15 protein-coding genes and 2 tRNA genes are annotated in these 15,960 nt (G+C 58.8%); 3 read left to right on the top strand and 14 right to left on the bottom strand.

Annotation, left to right across the window (positions count from 1 at the left end):
* Positions 1 to 20: 20 nt before the first annotated feature.
* Positions 21 to 665: an anthranilate synthase component II gene (locus tag ACX80G_RS09860; RefSeq protein WP_459307465.1), complete on the bottom strand. Its 645-nt coding sequence runs from the start codon at positions 663 to 665 to the stop codon at positions 21 to 23.
* Between the two features lie 264 nt (positions 666 to 929).
* On the opposite strand from ACX80G_RS09860, the gene ACX80G_RS09865 reads away from it, so the two are divergent.
* Positions 930 to 1,178 carry a cell division protein CrgA gene (locus tag ACX80G_RS09865; RefSeq protein ID WP_459307466.1) on the top strand — a complete coding sequence of 83 codons (249 nt, stop codon included), beginning with the start codon at positions 930 to 932 and terminating at the stop codon, positions 1,176 to 1,178.
* A gap of 188 nt (positions 1,179 to 1,366) precedes the next feature.
* On the opposite strand, the gene ACX80G_RS09870 is transcribed toward ACX80G_RS09865, so the two are convergent.
* Both ACX80G_RS09870 and ACX80G_RS09875 read right to left on the bottom strand, forming a co-directional pair.
* Positions 1,367 to 1,972 (bottom strand): rhomboid family intramembrane serine protease, encoded by a 606-nt coding sequence (locus ACX80G_RS09870; protein WP_459307467.1) that lies wholly within the window; start codon positions 1,970 to 1,972, stop codon positions 1,367 to 1,369.
* Positions 1,973 to 2,243: 271 nt separating this feature from the next.
* Positions 2,244 to 2,786: a peptidylprolyl isomerase gene (locus ACX80G_RS09875; protein ID WP_459307468.1), complete on the bottom strand. Its 543-nt coding sequence runs from the start codon at positions 2,784 to 2,786 to the stop codon at positions 2,244 to 2,246.
* A 170-nt stretch (positions 2,787 to 2,956) separates the two neighbouring features.
* Here ACX80G_RS09875 and ACX80G_RS09880 point away from each other — a divergent pair, with 170 nt between their 5' ends.
* Entirely contained in the window at positions 2,957 to 3,805 is an 849-nt protein-coding gene (locus ACX80G_RS09880; protein ID WP_459307469.1) for a hypothetical protein, read from the top strand.
* 73 nt (positions 3,806 to 3,878) lie between these two features.
* Positions 3,879 to 4,784: a glycosyltransferase family 2 protein gene (locus ACX80G_RS09885; RefSeq protein WP_459307470.1), complete on the top strand. Its 906-nt coding sequence runs from the start codon at positions 3,879 to 3,881 to the stop codon at positions 4,782 to 4,784.
* Here the strand turns inward: ACX80G_RS09885 and ACX80G_RS09890 are convergent.
* The 11 genes from ACX80G_RS09890 to dnaN form a co-directional block, all read right to left on the bottom strand.
* Entirely contained in the window at positions 4,781 to 5,692 is a 912-nt protein-coding gene (locus ACX80G_RS09890; protein WP_459307471.1) for a DMT family transporter, read from the bottom strand. The two genes, ACX80G_RS09885 and ACX80G_RS09890, sit on opposite strands and share 4 nt — an antisense overlap.
* Before the next feature lie 91 nt (positions 5,693 to 5,783).
* Positions 5,784 to 5,856 (bottom strand) — tRNA-Ala (locus ACX80G_RS09895).
* Between the two features lie 36 nt (positions 5,857 to 5,892).
* Positions 5,893 to 6,009, bottom strand: coding sequence for a DLW-39 family protein (locus tag ACX80G_RS09900; protein WP_459307472.1), 117 nt, complete (start codon positions 6,007 to 6,009; stop codon positions 5,893 to 5,895).
* A 41-nt stretch (positions 6,010 to 6,050) separates the two neighbouring features.
* Positions 6,051 to 6,124: transfer RNA gene (locus ACX80G_RS09905), tRNA-Ile, on the bottom strand.
* A gap of 86 nt (positions 6,125 to 6,210) precedes the next feature.
* Complete coding sequence (locus tag ACX80G_RS09910; RefSeq protein ID WP_459307473.1) at positions 6,211 to 6,747, bottom strand: DUF3566 domain-containing protein; 537 nt, start codon at positions 6,745 to 6,747, stop codon at positions 6,211 to 6,213.
* Positions 6,744 to 9,365 (bottom strand): DNA gyrase subunit A, encoded by a 2,622-nt coding sequence (gene gyrA / locus ACX80G_RS09915; protein WP_459307474.1) that lies wholly within the window; start codon positions 9,363 to 9,365, stop codon positions 6,744 to 6,746. The genes ACX80G_RS09910 and gyrA overlap by 4 nt, the downstream gene beginning before the upstream one ends.
* 74 nt (positions 9,366 to 9,439) lie before the next feature.
* Positions 9,440 to 11,509, bottom strand: coding sequence for a DNA topoisomerase (ATP-hydrolyzing) subunit B (gyrB, locus tag ACX80G_RS09920; protein WP_459307475.1), 2,070 nt, complete (start codon positions 11,507 to 11,509; stop codon positions 9,440 to 9,442).
* Positions 11,510 to 11,800: 291 nt separating this feature from the next.
* Positions 11,801 to 12,376, bottom strand: a complete 576-nt coding sequence (locus tag ACX80G_RS09925) for a DciA family protein (RefSeq protein WP_459307476.1) — start codon at positions 12,374 to 12,376, stop codon at positions 11,801 to 11,803.
* On the bottom strand, positions 12,363 to 13,535 hold the full coding sequence (gene recF / locus ACX80G_RS09930) for a DNA replication/repair protein RecF (RefSeq protein ID WP_459307477.1): 1,173 nt from the start codon (positions 13,533 to 13,535) through the stop codon (positions 12,363 to 12,365). Before recF ends, ACX80G_RS09925 begins: the two co-directional genes overlap by 14 nt.
* Positions 13,536 to 13,545: 10 nt before the next feature.
* Positions 13,546 to 14,439, bottom strand: a complete 894-nt coding sequence (gene gnd / locus ACX80G_RS09935; RefSeq protein ID WP_459307478.1) for a phosphogluconate dehydrogenase (NAD(+)-dependent, decarboxylating) — start codon at positions 14,437 to 14,439, stop codon at positions 13,546 to 13,548.
* Between the two features lie 65 nt (positions 14,440 to 14,504).
* Positions 14,505 to 15,629 (bottom strand): DNA polymerase III subunit beta, encoded by a 1,125-nt coding sequence (gene dnaN, locus ACX80G_RS09940; RefSeq protein ID WP_459307479.1) that lies wholly within the window; start codon positions 15,627 to 15,629, stop codon positions 14,505 to 14,507.
* Between the last annotated feature and the right edge of the window lie 331 nt (positions 15,630 to 15,960).

Raw genomic sequence — 15,960 nt, forward strand, 5'->3', positions numbered from 1 at the left:
GAGGGCATCCGGGCGGAAACCTACTTGGAGATCAGCGGGCTCAGCGTTGAGGACGTCGCTGCGGCTCCAGTCAGCCCGAGGGACTCGAGCCAGTTACCCAACATCCGATAGCCACCTTCGGTCAACACGGACTCGGGATGGAATTGGACGCCGCACAATGGGGCGGTCCGGTGCTCCAACCCCATGATGATGCCGCTGGCGGTACGTGCGGTAACCACCAGCTCCGGCGGGACAACATCGCTCACGGCTGCGAGCGAGTGGTACCGCGTGGCGGTCAAGGGTGAGGGTAGCCCAGTAAAAATGCTCTCCGCCTGATGCTCCACCAGCGAGGTCTTGCCGTGCATGAGTTCCGGCGCGTGAGTCACGGTGCCGCCGTAGGCTTCAGCCAGCGCCTGATGTCCCAGACAGACGCCCAGCATTGGCATTTGATTGGCACCGCACCATTTGATCATCTCGATGCAGATCCCCGCGTCTCCAGGAGCGCCCGGCCCCGGTGACACGAGCACACCGTCGCGCACGTCGGCGAGGGCAATCGCCTCAGCCAACGTCACGTCGTCGTTCCGCACCACAGTGGTCTCGGCTCCCAGCTCCTGCAGGTAGCCGACCAAGGTATAGACAAAGCTGTCGTAGTTGTCGATAACCAGAATGCGGGTAATTTTGCTCATGGTGCAGGGTGCCAATCGTTGAACTGTCGAAGACGGAATCATGTCTTGTCAGCACCGCCCGGCATCAGCAGCAGCGCTCCAGGAATTTCAGGTGCATGGCCTTCCGGCACCCCGGTACCGGTTCATTGGTTAGAATTAAGCGGAAACCGTGCTGACCACAGTGATTCTTTTTCAGGATAGCGTGTGTGATCGCCGACTGCCGAGCCCTTGTGAGGGTAAACACTATGGCGAAGCTGATGAGGCTTCGCCTATCTAGGAGGACAAGTGCCCGAGTCGAAGTCCCGCAAGAAGCCGACCCAGTCCAACACGGCTGCAGCCTCCGCTGAGCGCAAGCCGAACCCCGTTTGGTACAAACCAGTCATGTTCGGTCTGATGATCCTTGGCCTCTTGTGGATCATCGTGTACTACGTTTCCGAAGCACGGTTCCCGATTCCCTCGATCGATTCCTGGAACATTCTGGTCGGGTTTGGTCTGGCGATCATTGGGTTCCTGATGACCACTCGGTGGCACTAGTCTCTCTCCGGAAACCAGAGGGAGTTCTGCTCCGTACACACGTTGTGCACTAAGTTATCCACAACTGTGGGTAACTTAGTGGGTGTGAAAGATAAAATACTGCCGAGTGCGGGCCCGTGCTTATCCACACCTGTGGAATTACATGTGTGTAAGTTATCCCCGCTGTTGATAAGACCTGTGGACAACTCTTACCCAAGGGGCAGCCGTACCAGGGCGGACCCCAGCACAGTCAGTCCAACGAGTACCGCCGCCAAGCCTGCAAGGCCACTCCAATGAATCAGGGCCCGATTACTACCCTTCGGCGCGTAGGCGATGATGGCGGCGGCCGCAGCCCCTGCAAGGAGCCCGCCCAGGTGCGCTTGCCATGAGATCCCAGACACCACAAACCCGAGTACGCCATTGATTGCAATCAAAACCACCAGTTGCCTCACGTCGCCGCCCCTACTGCGCTGCACGATGAACATCGCCCCGAAGAGTCCGAAGACCGCTCCCGAAGCACCGACCACCGACTGCAATGGGTTGGAGAGCAGCAGCACCGCCACTGACCCTCCAAACGCTGACAGCAGGTAGAGCGCCAGGAAACGGGCTCGTCCCAGCAGCGGCTCCAACGCCTGTCCCATGATCCACAGGGCGTACATGTTAAAGGCGATGTGCAGCAGGAATCCGGTTGAGTGGAGGAATGCTGCACTCAACATCCGCCACGGCTCGGGAGAAAGATACTCGGAGGTATAGAGGGGGGCATACGACAACACCTCGGTGAGGCCGGGAGTCACCAGCTGCAGCAGAAAAAGCACTACGCAGACACCAATGATGGAGAAAGTGAGAATCGGCTTCCCTTGCCTCGCTACTCCCCCAAAAAGGGTTCGCCGGGTCGGGGCGTTACGCGCGCTTTCCCTTACGCAGTCAACACACTGGACCCCGACGGCAGCCGGGCGCTGGCACTCCGGACACGCTGGCCTGCCACACCGCTGGCAGCGGACATAGCTAACCCGATCTACGTGTCTGGGGCACACGGGCGCTTCCTGTTGCGGCTGATCCGCCGGGATTCCGTATGTCATTGGGGTTTTAGAGCTGCTTGACCGTGATCGAGGTGATTACTACGTCTTCCAGCGGCTTGTCGCGCGAATCGGTAGGAATGGCATTCAACTGCTCGACGATGCCGCGCGAGGTTTCATCGGTGACATCGCCAAAGATGGTGTGCTTGCCCTGCAACCAGGTGGTCGGTACCGAAGTGATGAAAAATTGTGACCCGTTGGTGCCGCGGCCGCCCTGGATTCCTGCGTTGGCCATGGCCAGCTTGTAGGGAGCAGTGAAGTCGAGGTCGGGGTTGATCTCGTCGTCGAACTGGTAACCCGGTCCGCCGATACCTTCGCCGAGAGGGTCTCCGCCCTGAATCATGAAGTCCTTGATCACCCGGTGGAAGATGGTGCCGTCATACAGCGGCTTCGTAGATTCCTCACCGCTCTGGGGGTGGGTCCACGTTTTTTCGCCGGTGGCGAGACCGACAAAGTTCTGCACGGTTTTTGGTGCGTGGTTCCCAAACAGGTTGACAAGGATGTCACCGAGGTTGGTATGGATAGTTGCTTGTGCTGTTGCAATAGCTGTCATATTGCTATTCTTTCACGGAGCCCCTGGCAAACCGCTGAGAATGGCCCGTTCAGCGCACAGTGAAAATCGTGCAGAATACGGTGGACGAATAGCACGAGAAAGCGTTAGCACGTAGGCTGACAGTCAACAGCCACTATCCGCGGGAGGCAGATGTGAAGAAGAACAAACGTATGACCCACGACCTTGAGAAGAGCGTCGCCACCAGTGCCGAAGCCGCACGGGATTGGGCCGCGCCCCGCGTGGACGCCGCCTACAACTGGGTAGCACCCCGTATCGAAAAGGGCTACGGATCAGCGTCGCCCAGGATCCAGCATGGGGTGCAACGGGCCGCCCACGGCATTTCCGGCGGCATTTCTACCGTCACCCCCCGTATCCAGGACGGACTGGACAAGGTTGCGCCTCGTATCTCCTATGTGGTGGATTCCACTACCCCCCACATCCAGAAGACTCTGGATCGAGCAGCCCCGGCGATCACGAGTGCCCGGGACAAGGTAGTCGATGACTATCTTCCGACGCTCTCCCACAAGCTTGGCGACGCAGCCGACTCCGTATCCCGTTCATTGTCCAATGCGACGATTCCCGAACCAGTGAATCGGGTGGTCACCCGGGTCACCGGTGACAAGAAGGCCGTCAAGAAGGCCCAGAAAGCTGCCGCGGCAGCGGCCCTGAAGGCATCGCGTGACCTGAAGAGGCGTCAGAGGAGCGGCAGTAAGGGTTGGCTGATCTTCGGTATTATCGCCGCGGCCATCACCGCAGGCGTAGCAGTCTGGCGGGCATCGAAACCGGTCGAGGACCCTTGGAAAACCCCTGTAAAGGTGGAAACCAAGCCTACCGGCGAGGCCGAGCGAGCCAAGGAAGCCAAGGATGTTGTCGCCGACATCAAGGAAGCCGCCGACCGAGCCGCCGCGAAGGCTGGCAACGCGGTGGACGACGCTCCAGATGCAGCAAAGTCTGCTGGCACTACGGCAACCGGAAAAGTCGCTGAGGTAGCGGAAGACGTCAAGGACGCTACAAAGTAGCGTCAGTGGTTTAGCAACAAGGGAGGGCGGTTCTTCGGAGCCGCCTTTCCTGTTTAAGCCGTCCTGGGCCAGTATGACGAGCTACGGTGGTAGATTTACGGCCGTGCATCCCTTGAAGAACACCGTCTCCATAGTCGTTCCGGCGTATAACGAGGAAAGCGTCATCAGACAGTGCCTGATCGCTGCCATCTACCAGTCAGTCCCGGCCGATGAAATTCTCGTAGTCGATAACCGTTCCACGGACGGCACAGCTCGCATCGTCACCCAGATGCAGCTGGAATACCCCGAGAGCCCGATCAGACTGCTGGAGCAATCAGCCGACCAGGGCCTCATCCCTACCCGCAACTATGGCTTCAACAGCGCTATTGGGGACATCATCGGTCGGATCGACGCGGATTCTGTAGTGGAACCCGATTGGGTGGAAAAGGTTCTTGCTGGTTTTGTTGACCCCGAGGTGGCCGCGGCCACAGGACCAGTGGTCTATTACGACATGCCGATGCGCCGTTGGGGACTCCTGGCCGATGACAAGCTGCGGCAGCTGGTCCTGAAACTGGCTCGGAATCAGTATCATTTCCTGTTCGGTTCCAATATGGCGATCCGCCACACGGCCTGGGAACAGATCCGCGGATCAACGTGCCGTGATGCGGCCGACGAGATGCACGAGGACATTGACCTCTCACTTCATCTCGCCGACCACGACCTGGTGATTCGCTACCTTCCGACCATGGTAAGCGGGATGTCCGCACGCCGGTTAGAGGATTCACCCAAGGATTACCGCTACTACGTGACCAGGTTTGATCGCACCTACAAAGCCCACAGCATCAACAAACGGTTCCTCAAGGTCCCCCCGCTGATCTTCATGTCGATCTATTATCCAGCGAAAATGATCCGCGCCGTTCACTCCGCGCGCAGCCCCCACAGTGTTCGCCGTGGTGGAACAGCTCAGCCCCCCGCCGATGATCAGGGACCCCTGTCCTAAGAGCCCCCCAGCACCGGGGGGGCAACCGGAGCGCCCGCGGCCCTGGCTCGGGCGCGCCCGGCCGTCTGGCCGCCCACCACTATCGCCAGGCCCACCAGGATCAGCAACAGACCCCCGTAGGTTCCAGCTGGCAACTGTTCGCCAAGGAATATCGCGGCCAACAACGCGGCGCCGGGAATTTCCAGCAGGATGATCATTGAGACAACGAGCGGACTCATCACGGCCAGCAGATGGTTGAACACCGTGTGACCCATCAGCTGAGCCACCAGGGTGACGGCGAGGATCCCCACCCAGGCTGCGGGCGAGAACCCGGTCAACGGTTGCCGGAAGACAAAACACATCATCAATAGGATCACCGCACATCCGCCATAGCACAGCGTGGTGTAGGTTCCGGTGGACATGGTCTTCCGGGCGCTGGCTCCGGCCATCTGATAGATCCCCGCCAGCGCCCCGCCAGCAAGGGCCAGGAGGTCCCCGAGAATAGCATCCCGGGACAACGTCAGGTCGAACCCTGTGATCACGACGACGCCGGCCAGCGCCACGCTCAGGCCGACAATCACTTTGGTAGCGGGCCGCGAACCCTGGATCGCGTTGAACAACGCTATCCAGGCCACCTGCAGGCAGACCAGCGCCGTGGCCGCTGCCACCGAGGTCAGCTTAAGGGCGGTGATGAAGCACGCGAAGTGCAATGCTAGCGCGGTGGCAGCTACAGCAAGGCGGAGGTAGTCGACGCGGCGTAGCGCCTTGAATTCGTGCCGTTTGGAGATAGCCGCCGGTCCGCCCATGACCACCGCGCCGATGGCGTTACGCCAAAAGGCGATAGCCAAAGCGGGTGCCACCGTCGCCGCCATAATCGGCCCCGACGCCGCTACACCAAGTACCCCAAGAATCGACAGGAAGATGATCACCAAGTAACACTAATTCACCCAGTGCTCTGCGGTTAATCTTCGCTAAAACGAAAAAGGTTCCGGTCAACAGACCGGAACCTTTTCCTTTCGGTGGAGGCACGGGGACTCGAACCCCGAACCCCCTGCTTGCAAAGCAGGTGCGCTACCAATTGCGCCATGCCCCCGAACGATTGCCGTGACGGCAACCTCACCAGTATAGCTTAGCCGACCGTGTCGGTCGCCCTACTCCATACCGCTTTTTCCCTCTCGGACTCCTGCCACCTCTTATAGGCGAAAGCACTTGCAACAGCTGCTGCGATAACCAACAACTTCTTCACAGTGTTCCTCCTATCGCAGTTACCTGCGGCTGGTAGGTCCGTGGGCGTACCAGGACTTGAACCTGGGACCTCTTCGTTATCAGCGAAGCGCTCTAACCGCCTGAGCTATACGCCCCGAAGCCTGTTCGGGCCGAAACACGACTTTACAGGAGTATCTCGGCAATCATCAAATCGTTCGCAAACAGGCCCTCACCTGGACGGTCAGTCGTCGGTGAGAGTAACCCCAATACCGCCGACCAACGTCGACGAAATGTTGTACAGCACGGCCGATAACATGGCCAGAGCAGTCAAGAGCACCACATTGACGACGGCAATGATTGTTGCGAAGGACACCACCTGACCGAGCGAAGCAAACTGGCGGAGATCAAACCCTCCACTTTCAGAACCCGCTATCTCACGCAGCAGGTCATTCACTCCATCAAAAATCCCTGTGAGGTCCAGCACCGTCCAAATGACGATCGCTGCAACCACTGTCACTATCCCCAAGGCGACCGATAGCAAGAATGACATCTTCAGGACAGACCAAGGGTCCACCTTGCTCACCAGAAGTCTTGCCTTGCGCGCCTTGGCTTTGGGTGCTGGTTTCACCAGCCCAGGACGTACAGCTCCGGGGCGTGTACCGGGGGCGGCACCAGCTGGCCGCTGGGTTGGCCGTGCGGGAGCGTTTACGCGGGGTCCGGTACCAGTCTGTCTGACCGATCCTCCGGTTGCCCGTGGGCTAGAGTTGGGCGAGCTCACTCGGTACCTCCATTATCTGGTGACTGCGCTTCCCGCTCAGTCGTTTCTTCTGACGTCAACGGTACTTCATCGGTCACTGCCCCCAGTGATTCGCCTCCTTCGGTCCCCGGGTCCTCGGCACCATCCTCCACCGTCAGTCCTCGCTCGCTGTTGCGTGCGACGGCGATGATGCGGTCCTTCTTGTCGGGCTTGGCGAAGATGACACCCATAGTGTCGCGGCCCTTGGCCGGAACTCCAGTCACAGCTGAGCGAACCACCCTACCGCCGCCCATCACCACGAGCACCTCATCCTCTTCCTGAACAATCAGCGCCCCAACCAGGTCGCCCCGTTCCTCAGCGAGCTTGGCCACCTTGATCCCCAGACCACCTCGACCCTGTACGCGGTATTCCTCGACCTTGGTCCGCTTGGCGAACCCCCCTTCCGTCACAATGAACACAAATGATTCGTCGGTGACCACATTGGCGGCCAATAATTCATCGTCGTCGCGGAACTTCATGCCAGTGACACCCGATGTTGCCCTGCCCATAGGCCGTAGCGCATCATTTGTCGCCGTGAATCGGAGGGACTGCCCCTTACGCGAGACCAGCATCATGTCATCGCTTTCAGAGACCAGCTGAGCGGAAACCAGTTCGTCGCCGTCGCGCAGGTTGATGGCGATGACCCCGGCCGTACGGTTGGTGTCGTAATCCTCCAGCCGGGTCTTCTTCGCCAGGCCGCGCTTGGTTGCCAGGACCAGATACGGAGACTGTTGGTAGTCACGCAGATCCAGGACCTGAGCAATGGATTCGTCAGGCTGGAAAGCAAGCAGGTTAGCTACGTGTTGACCCTTCGCGTCCCGTCCTGCCTCGACCAACTCGTACGCCTTGGCCCGGTAGACCCGTCCCAGGTTGGTGAAGAAGAGCAACCAGTGGTGGGTGGTGGTGACAAAGAAGTGCTCGACGACGTCATCCCCGCGGAGCTGGGCACCCTTGATGCCCTTGCCTCCCCGCGCCTGCTGTCGGTAGTTGTCGCTACGGGTCCTTTTGACGTAACCGCCGCGGGTGATGGTCACAACCATCTCTTCCTCGGGGATCAGGTCCTCCATGCTCATGTCCGAGTCGAAGCCCATCAGGATTTCGGTGCGGCGGTCGTCGCCGTGCTTATCGACGATTTCGCGGAGTTCGGTGGAGACAATATCCCGTTGCAGTTGGTTGGAGGCCAGGATTTTCTGGTATTCCGTGATCTCCGCCTCCAACTTCGCGTGCTGGTCCTGGATCTTCTGGCGTTCCAGGGCAGCGAGGCGGCGTAGTTGCATATCCAGGATGGCCTGCGCCTGAATCTCATCGATAGCCAGCAACCCCATCAACCCGTGGCGGGCGTCTTCGACAGTTGATGACCTCCTGATCAGGGCAATAACTTCATCGAGTGCGTCAAGTGCCTTCAGTAGGCCGCGCAATATGTGGGCTGCTTCCTCAGCTTTCCGCAACCGATACTGCGTCCGCCGGACGATGACCTCGAGCTGGTGGGTGACCCAATGCCTGATGAAGGCATCAAGGCTCAGCGTGCGGGGTACGTCGTCGACGATGGCCAGCATGTTGGCGCTGAAGTTGTCCTGGAGCTGGGTGTGCTTGTAGAGATTGTTCAGCACCACCTTGGCGACAGCGTCCCGCTTCAGAACAATCACCAGGCGCTGTCCGGTCCGACCCGATGTTTCATCGCGGAGATCGGCGATCCCGCTGATCTTGCCGTCCTTGACCAGATCAGCAATCTTGATAGCCAGGTTGTCGGGGTTGGCCTGGTAGGGCAACTCGGTGACCACCAGGCAGGTGCGGCCCTGGATTTCCTCAACATTGACCACGGCACGCATCGTGACTGATCCACGCCCGGTCCGATAGGCGTCCTCGATTCCCTTGTGGCCCAGAATCTGTGCCCCCGTCGGGAAGTCCGGGCCCTTAACGCGCACCAAAAGTTCCTCTAGAAGCTCTTCCTTGGTGGCGTCGGGGTTTTCCAGGTACCACTGAACACCTGAGGCAACCTCGCGGAGATTGTGTGGTGGGATGTTGGTGGCCATGCCAACGGCTATACCCGATGATCCGTTGACAAGCAGGTTGGGGAATCGGGCCGGGAGGATCGTCGGCTCCTGGTTCTTGCCGTCGTAATTGTCCTGAAAATCGACGGTTTCTTCGTCGATGTCGCGGACCATCTCCATCGCGAGCGGAGCCATCTTGGTTTCGGTGTACCGGGGAGCGGCCGCTCCGTCATTGCCGGGTGACCCGAAGTTACCCTGCCCCAGAGCCAGCGGGTACCGCATGGTCCAGTCCTGAATCAGGCGGACCAACGCGTCGTAGATCGCAGTATCACCGTGGGGGTGGTACTGACCCATGACCTCACCCACCACGCGGGCACACTTGTTAAAGGAACGGTCCGGGCGATATCCACCGTCGAACATTGCGTAGAGAACCCGCCGGTGAACTGGTTTCAACCCATCACGGACGTCAGGCAGCGCGCGACCAACAATGACTGCCATCGCGTAGTCCAGGTAAGACCGTTGCATCTCCGTCTGCAGGTCGACCTGTTCTACTCGATCGGAGAGGACACGCCCTTCGAGGGGAAGGTCGGGTGTTTCTTCGTCGCTCATACGTTAGTTCCGTTCAGTGTCTAAGTACCAAGGCCGTTGGAGGTCGCTGTGACGTAATACGTCGCCCGTGCTCCCTAAATATCGAGGAATCTAACGTCCTTCGCGTTCTGCTGAATGAAGTTTCGACGGGACTCGACATCTTCACCCATCAAGACCGAGAAGGTCTGATCCGCTGCGGCCGCGTCGTCGACCGTAACCTGCAGCAGCGTGCGGTTATCGGGATCCATGGTGGTCTCCCAAAGTTCGGTGTAGTTCATCTCCCCGAGGCCCTTGTACCGCTGCACACCGTTGTCCTTGGGCAACCGCTGATTGTTGGCCAGCCCCATCTTGATGACTTCATCCCGTTCACGGTCGCTGAAGACATAAGAATGGGTGGCGTTGGACCACTTGATCCGGTAGAGGGGTGGCTGCGCCAGATAGACGTAGCCGTTTTCAATCAATGGCCTCATATAGCGGAACAAAAGGGTCAGGAGCAGCGTGGTGATGTGCTGGCCATCAACATCAGCATCAGCCATCAACACGATCTTGTGATACCTGGCCTTCGCGACGTCGAAGTCCTCGCCAATTCCGGCGCCGAACGCGGTAATCATGGCCTGCACTTCGCTGTTACCCAAGGCGCGATCGAGCCGCGCCCGTTCAACGTTCAGGATCTTGCCGCGCAGGGGAAGGATCGCCTGAGTGTCAGGGTTACGGCCTCGAACGGCCGAACCACCTGCTGAATCGCCCTCCACAATGTAAATTTCCGACTTCGAAGGGTCCTTCGATTGGCAGTCCTTCAGCTTGCCGGGCATGCCCCCCGATTCGAGAAGGCCTTTGCGGCGAGTCGATTCGCGGGCCTTCCGCGCAGCGAGCCGCGCCTGCGCAGCCTGGATTGATTTGCGAATCACGTCCCGTGCCGGACCAGGATTGCGTTCCAGCCAGTCACCAAGCTGATCGGTGACCACCCGCTGAACAAAGCCCTTGGCTTCCGAGTTGCCCAGTTTGGTTTTCGTCTGGCCTTCAAACTGCGGTTCGGAAAGCTTCACAGAGACAACTGCCGTCAAGCCCTCGCGGATGTCATCGCCGGTGAGGTTTTCGTCTTTCTCCTTGATGATGTTTTTATCCCGCGCATAGCGGTTAATGAGGGATGTCATCGCCGCACGAAAACCCTCTTCGTGTGTACCGCCTTCATGGGTATTGATGGTGTTGGCGTAGGTATGAACACTTTCTGAATACGCACTGGTCCACTGCATGGCCACTTCAACGGCGATCTTGCGGTCGGTGTCTTCAGTTTCGAACCCGATGACGTCCTCGTGAATCACATCGACTCGCTTGGATGAGTTCAGGTGATTGACGTAGTCAAGCAACCCGTTCTCATACATGTAGTCCACCTGACGGTGCTTCGGAGCGTGCTCTTCCACAGCGCCGCCAGCTGAGGTCTCAGCGATCTCCTCGGTTTCCACCTCGGCGGCCCGCTCATCCACGAGGATAATGCGAAGCCCCTTGTTCAGGAAGGCCATTTGCTGGAACCGGGCACGGAGGGTTTCAAAATCGAACTCCACGGTCTCGAAAATCGTGGCGTCAGGATAGAACGTCTGGGTGGTCCCTGTTTCGGTGGTTTCGGCCCCCCGGCGTAGCTCACCAACCGGCTTACCTCCATCGGCGAAGGACTGATTCCAGACGTACCCTTGACGTTTCACTTCGGTTTCCACCCGCGACGACAGGGCGTTGACCACTGATATACCGACGCCATGCAGGCCACCCGACACCGCGTAGCCACCCCCGCCGAACTTACCGCCGGCATGAAGGATTGTCATGACAACCTCAACCGTAGGCCGCCCCTCGGTGGGGTGCATGTCCACTGGGATTCCGCGTCCATTATCAATGACCCGGACGCCCCCGTCCGCCAGCAAGGTCACCCTGATGGTGTCGCAATGCCCAGCAAGCGCCTCATCGACCGAGTTGTCAACCACCTCATTAACCAGGTGATGGAGCCCGCGTGGGCCGGTCGAACCAATGTACATGCCCGGGCGTTTGCGAACCGCCTCAAGACCTTCCAGGACGCTAATATCGCTCGCGTCGTATCCGGTGGTCCCATTTTGGGCTCCTGCAGCAGACTGCGGAGTGCCCTGGGTTTTGGCGTCCAGCTCATTGTCATTAGCCACAGGCGCTGTCGGCTCCTCAAAGGTAGGAATCTTTAGGTAATTAACTTCTCTGTCTAACGCCTACGGAGCAGGCAACAGGTCAAAGGCATCCCCTCGGGAATGCCCACTCCCCATTCTACCCTGCCCCCATGGCCAATTCGGCACTAAATAGCCCTCTACTGGCGAATAAAGCCGGTTAGGAGGCTCCCGGGGGAGGCCACTAGGGACGGATACGTCCTGCGGGGAGTTCACAGCCCTACACGGCGTTTACCGAACTCGCAAGAGGCCGGTCCAATGCATCGGTACCGTGTCCTATCCGTAGGTGTCGCGGGGCCCCCTTCCCTTTACGGTCCGCCCCCCTTTGCGCCAGTTTGGGGAAGCCGGTCCAAGCACCGAAATACGGGTGACGACGCCGGAGCCTAGCTCCGTGTCGAACTTCTGAATCAACATCGGGCTGATCAACCTCAGCTGGGTAGCCCATGCTGTCGAATCACACCGGACCAGGACCGTATTGCCGTCGAAACTTTCCGGCCGGCAATGGACCGCAATTTCTTGTCCAACGAGTTCATCCCAGCGCGCCAGCACCGCTCCTACGGCTACCGGCGACTTCCAACCTCGTTCACTCAGTAACCTGTTGAACACATTTCCCACGCCTTCTGGATCGCGTCCGGAATACGTGATCGCCCCTGTTTGCCGGCGTTTAGGCACAACGACTGCTCGCTGGCTCGCGGGTAACCGGGTGTTTCCACGACTCTTGGAGGCATCCCGCACCCGGTTGAGCAGTGACTGTGGCGCATTCAATTGAATATCATTGACTACCGGTTGATCATTCTCATCCGACCCCGCGGGGGTGTCGCTGTCTTGTGCCGGTTCCCTAGGCACCGCCATGAACCAGTCCTCCCGGAACAACCTGGAATTGGCGTCCCGCAAGAGCCTCAGGAATGTCTGCACTAACTGCCGCTGTCACCAATACCTGTTCAGCCCCGCTCACAATTGCGGCGAGCTTCCTACGCCGGCTTGTATCAAGCTCAGCGAAAACATCATCAAGAATGAGTACCGGGCCAGCCCCGGGCGTCCGGTCGTCATCCATCAACAGGTAGTACGAGCCCAACCTCAACGCCAAGGCCAGGGACCAGGTTTCTCCATGGGAGGCGTACCCCTTGGCAATAGTTCCACCGAGGATCAATTCCACATCATCCCTGTGGGGCCCAACCAATGAAATCCCCCGGTCGAGCTCCCTCTTCCGTTGGGTAAGAAGTTCGGCGATGAACTTGTCCGTCAGGTCCTCCACTCCAAGCGAACCTAGGGATTTGTCTTCACCGGGCGCGCCGTCGGCTGCGGGACCCGACAGGGTGGAGCGATAGGTTGCTTCCGCAGTTTTTGATCCATCGGTCAACTGACGATATGCGCGTTCCAAATGTGGCTGTAGTTGTGCCAACAGCGCCAACCGCGCATGCAACAACCTGGCCCCCGTTTGAGCTAGATGCTGATCCCACACGTCGAGGGTGGCTTCATGGGAGGCGGAGAACTTTCCACTGTTCCGGGCAGACTTGAGGAGAGCATTCCGCTGCTTGAGCACCCGCTCGTAGTCGGTGTTCATCCCTGCCCGGTGCGGCAGCAATGTCACCATCAACTCGTCGACGAAACGACGTCGGTTCGAGGGATCCCCCTTGACCAGGGCGAGGTCCTCCGGTGCGAAGAGAACAGTCCGGAGTATTCCCGCTGCATCGCCGGCTCGCACCGGGTTGGCTCGATTTATTCTGGCCCGGTTCGCGCGGTCAGCATTGATTTCGACCTCGACGCTGGTAGTTTGGGTGCCGCGGACCAATCTTCCCCTGACCAGGGCGCGTTCGGCGCCGAATGCAATGAGTGGCTTATCCGTGCTGACCCGATGCGAGGACATCGAGGCAAGGTAACCGATAGACTCGACAATGTTGGTTTTGCCTACCCCATTGGGCCCTACAAAGACCGTGATTCCAGCCTCAAGCGGTACTTCGACCTGGCCATAACTACGGAAATCTGTCAGTGATAGATGCTGGACGTACACTGTGCTCCACTCACGCGGATTCCTTGGGGGCACGAACCGCGTGTCCACCAAACTGGTGGCGAAGCGCTGCAACCATCTTCATGGCTGGGGCATCGTCCTGCCGGGATGAGAACCGGGCAAACAGCGCAGCCGTGATCGCGGGTACCGGAATCTCGCTGGCGATGGCTTCCTCGACAGTCCACCGTCCCTCACCTGAGTCCTCAACATATCCTGCGGTCCTGGTCAACGCTGGGTCGTCTTCGAGGGCCTTAACCAGAAGATCAAGCAACCAGGACCGGACAACTGTTCCATGCTGCCAGGCCTGGAAAGTGCCATGGACATCTTTGATGATGTCCTTTGCTGCCAACAACTCATATCCTTCAGCATAGGACTGCATCAACCCATATTCGATGCCATTATGGACCATCTTGGCGTAGTGGCCCGCTCCTACATTCCCGACATGGACGAAGCTCTCCTCGCGGGGCCCCTCTGGCCGAAGCGCATCAAAGACAGGGAGGACACGTTGCACGTCGGTGGGAGCGCCACCCGCCATCAGGCCATAGCCGTTTTCAAGGCCCCACACGCCTCCAGAAACACCACAATCGACAAAAGCGATGCCCCGCGCGGCGAGCAGTTCAGCGTTCCTTTGGTCGTCGGTGAACCGCGAATTTCCGCCGTCGATGATCAGGTCACCATCATCCAAGCGTGCAGCAAGGTCCTGAACAACAGATTCGGTAGCCGCTCCGGCCGGCACCATCATCCAGATCACTCGCGGAGTCTGGAGCGAAGCGACCAACAGGTCGAGTGAAAGGACGTCAGAAATAGCTGGATTCCGGTCAAACCCGGTGACAGCTATCCCTCTCCGACGGAGCCGCTCCCGCATGTTGAAGCCCATTTTGCCAAGTCCGACGAGGCCAATGTGCATTGCTACTTCTCTTCCTGTGGGCAGTGACCGGGATCCGACCAATATGGTCAGGTGGTCAACGTTGCTTACTGGTTAGCCATTCGAACTGGCATCAGCAAGTAGCGGTAATCGGTGCGATCCTCGCCGGTTGCGTTTTCCTGGGCGGAAATCACTACCGGCTTCGGAGGCGTGGTGAAAGAAAAACGAACGAACTTGCTACTGAAGGCGCCGAGGCCCTCGCTCAGGTAGTGGGGGTTGAAGGCAACGGTGATGTCATCTCCATCGAGAGTGGCTTCAATTGCCTCGGACGCCTGGGCGTCTTCGCCTGTGCCGGCATCAAGAGTGACCTGCCCCGCGCTAAAGGCCATCCGAACGGCAGTATTGCGTTCCGCTACAAGTGACACTCGGCGGACAGCTTCAACCAGCACACTGGTTTCAACTGTTGCGTGGATGGGAGTGCTTTCCGGAAACAAGGCACGGATCTTTGGGTAGTCGCCGTCAACGAGCAGCGACGTGGTGCGGCGTCCGCCACTTTCGAACCCGATCAGTTCCCTGTCACTCGACAGGGCAATACTGAGATCTCCTGAGCTACCTAGGGTTTTTGCTACTTCGTTGAGGGTTTTCGCTTTGACAAGGGCGCTAGTTGAGATTCCCGGTGTCCCGGGCTTCCAGGTGACTTCCCGCAGGGCCAGCCGGTATCGGTCGGTTGCGAGAAGAGTAATAAGATCGTCCTCAATCTCCATTCGAACCCCGGTAAGAATAGGAAGGGTATCGTCGCGACTCGCTGCGATGATTACCTGTGAGACAGCCTGAGCGAATGCATCTCCGTCAACGACGCCACTGATTTCTGGCGGTGTGGGAAGCTCGGGGTATTCGCCTTCCGGCATGGTCGCGAGGTTGAAACGGCTGTTGCGGCAGGTCAGCGTTACTTTGGTTCCTTCCGTCTCTACCTCAACGGGAGCAGACGGCAAGCTACGGCAAATGTCGGCCAGCAGCCTCCCGGACACGAGAATAGTCCCTTCTTCAGCGATATCGGCAGGGATCTCGAGGCGAGCAGAAATTTCGTAGTCGAAGCTGGCAAGGCTGAGGGTTCCGCCAGCTGCTTTGATCAACAGGCCGGAAAGCACAGGAACCGGTGGGCGGGGGGACAGCGAACGTGCTGTCCAGGTAACAGCCTCAGCCAGAACATCCCGCTCAACTCTGAATTTCACTGAAGGGTCCCGCCTTTCTCAACATCATTCTTGGGAAGTTTACTGGCCAGCGGGAAAGGGCTCTGCCGCAGGGCAAGGAACAACAGTACTCACAGAAAGCTTAGCCTGACTGTCGAGGGACGCCTTGCCTCTGCTCTTAGAGGCGGCGGGTGACGATGTGGCGGTGGAACCTGATGGGAAAATGTTATGTGGAAGAACTCTTGGATTTAAGGTTCGTAGTGGTAGTAACGCCTGTTGAAACTGTGGATAACTGAAGTACAGCTAGTCGTAGAGGGCCACAGCTTGTTGAGAAGGTGTGAATAGTAGCCCGACGAACACAGGGTGAGGTGTG

The sequence above is a fragment of the Arthrobacter glycogeni genome, assembly GCF_054510815.1.

Coding starts and splice junctions, on each gene's coding strand:
- ACX80G_RS09860 (WP_459307465.1), bottom strand. CDS start 665: ATGAGCAAAATTACCCGCATTCTGGTTATCGACAACTACGACAGCTTT.
- ACX80G_RS09875 (WP_459307468.1), bottom strand. CDS start 2,786: ATGACAGCTATTGCAACAGCACAAGCAACTATCCATACCAACCTCGGT.
- ACX80G_RS09880 (WP_459307469.1), top strand. CDS start 2,957: ATGACCCACGACCTTGAGAAGAGCGTCGCCACCAGTGCCGAAGCCGCA.
- ACX80G_RS09885 (WP_459307470.1), top strand. CDS start 3,879: ATGACGAGCTACGGTGGTAGATTTACGGCCGTGCATCCCTTGAAGAAC.
- gyrA (WP_459307474.1), bottom strand. CDS start 9,365: ATGAGCGACGAAGAAACACCCGACCTTCCCCTCGAAGGGCGTGTCCTC.
- ACX80G_RS09925 (WP_459307476.1), bottom strand. CDS start 12,376: ATGGCGGTGCCTAGGGAACCGGCACAAGACAGCGACACCCCCGCGGGG.
- gnd (WP_459307478.1), bottom strand. CDS start 14,439: ATGCACATTGGCCTCGTCGGACTTGGCAAAATGGGCTTCAACATGCGG.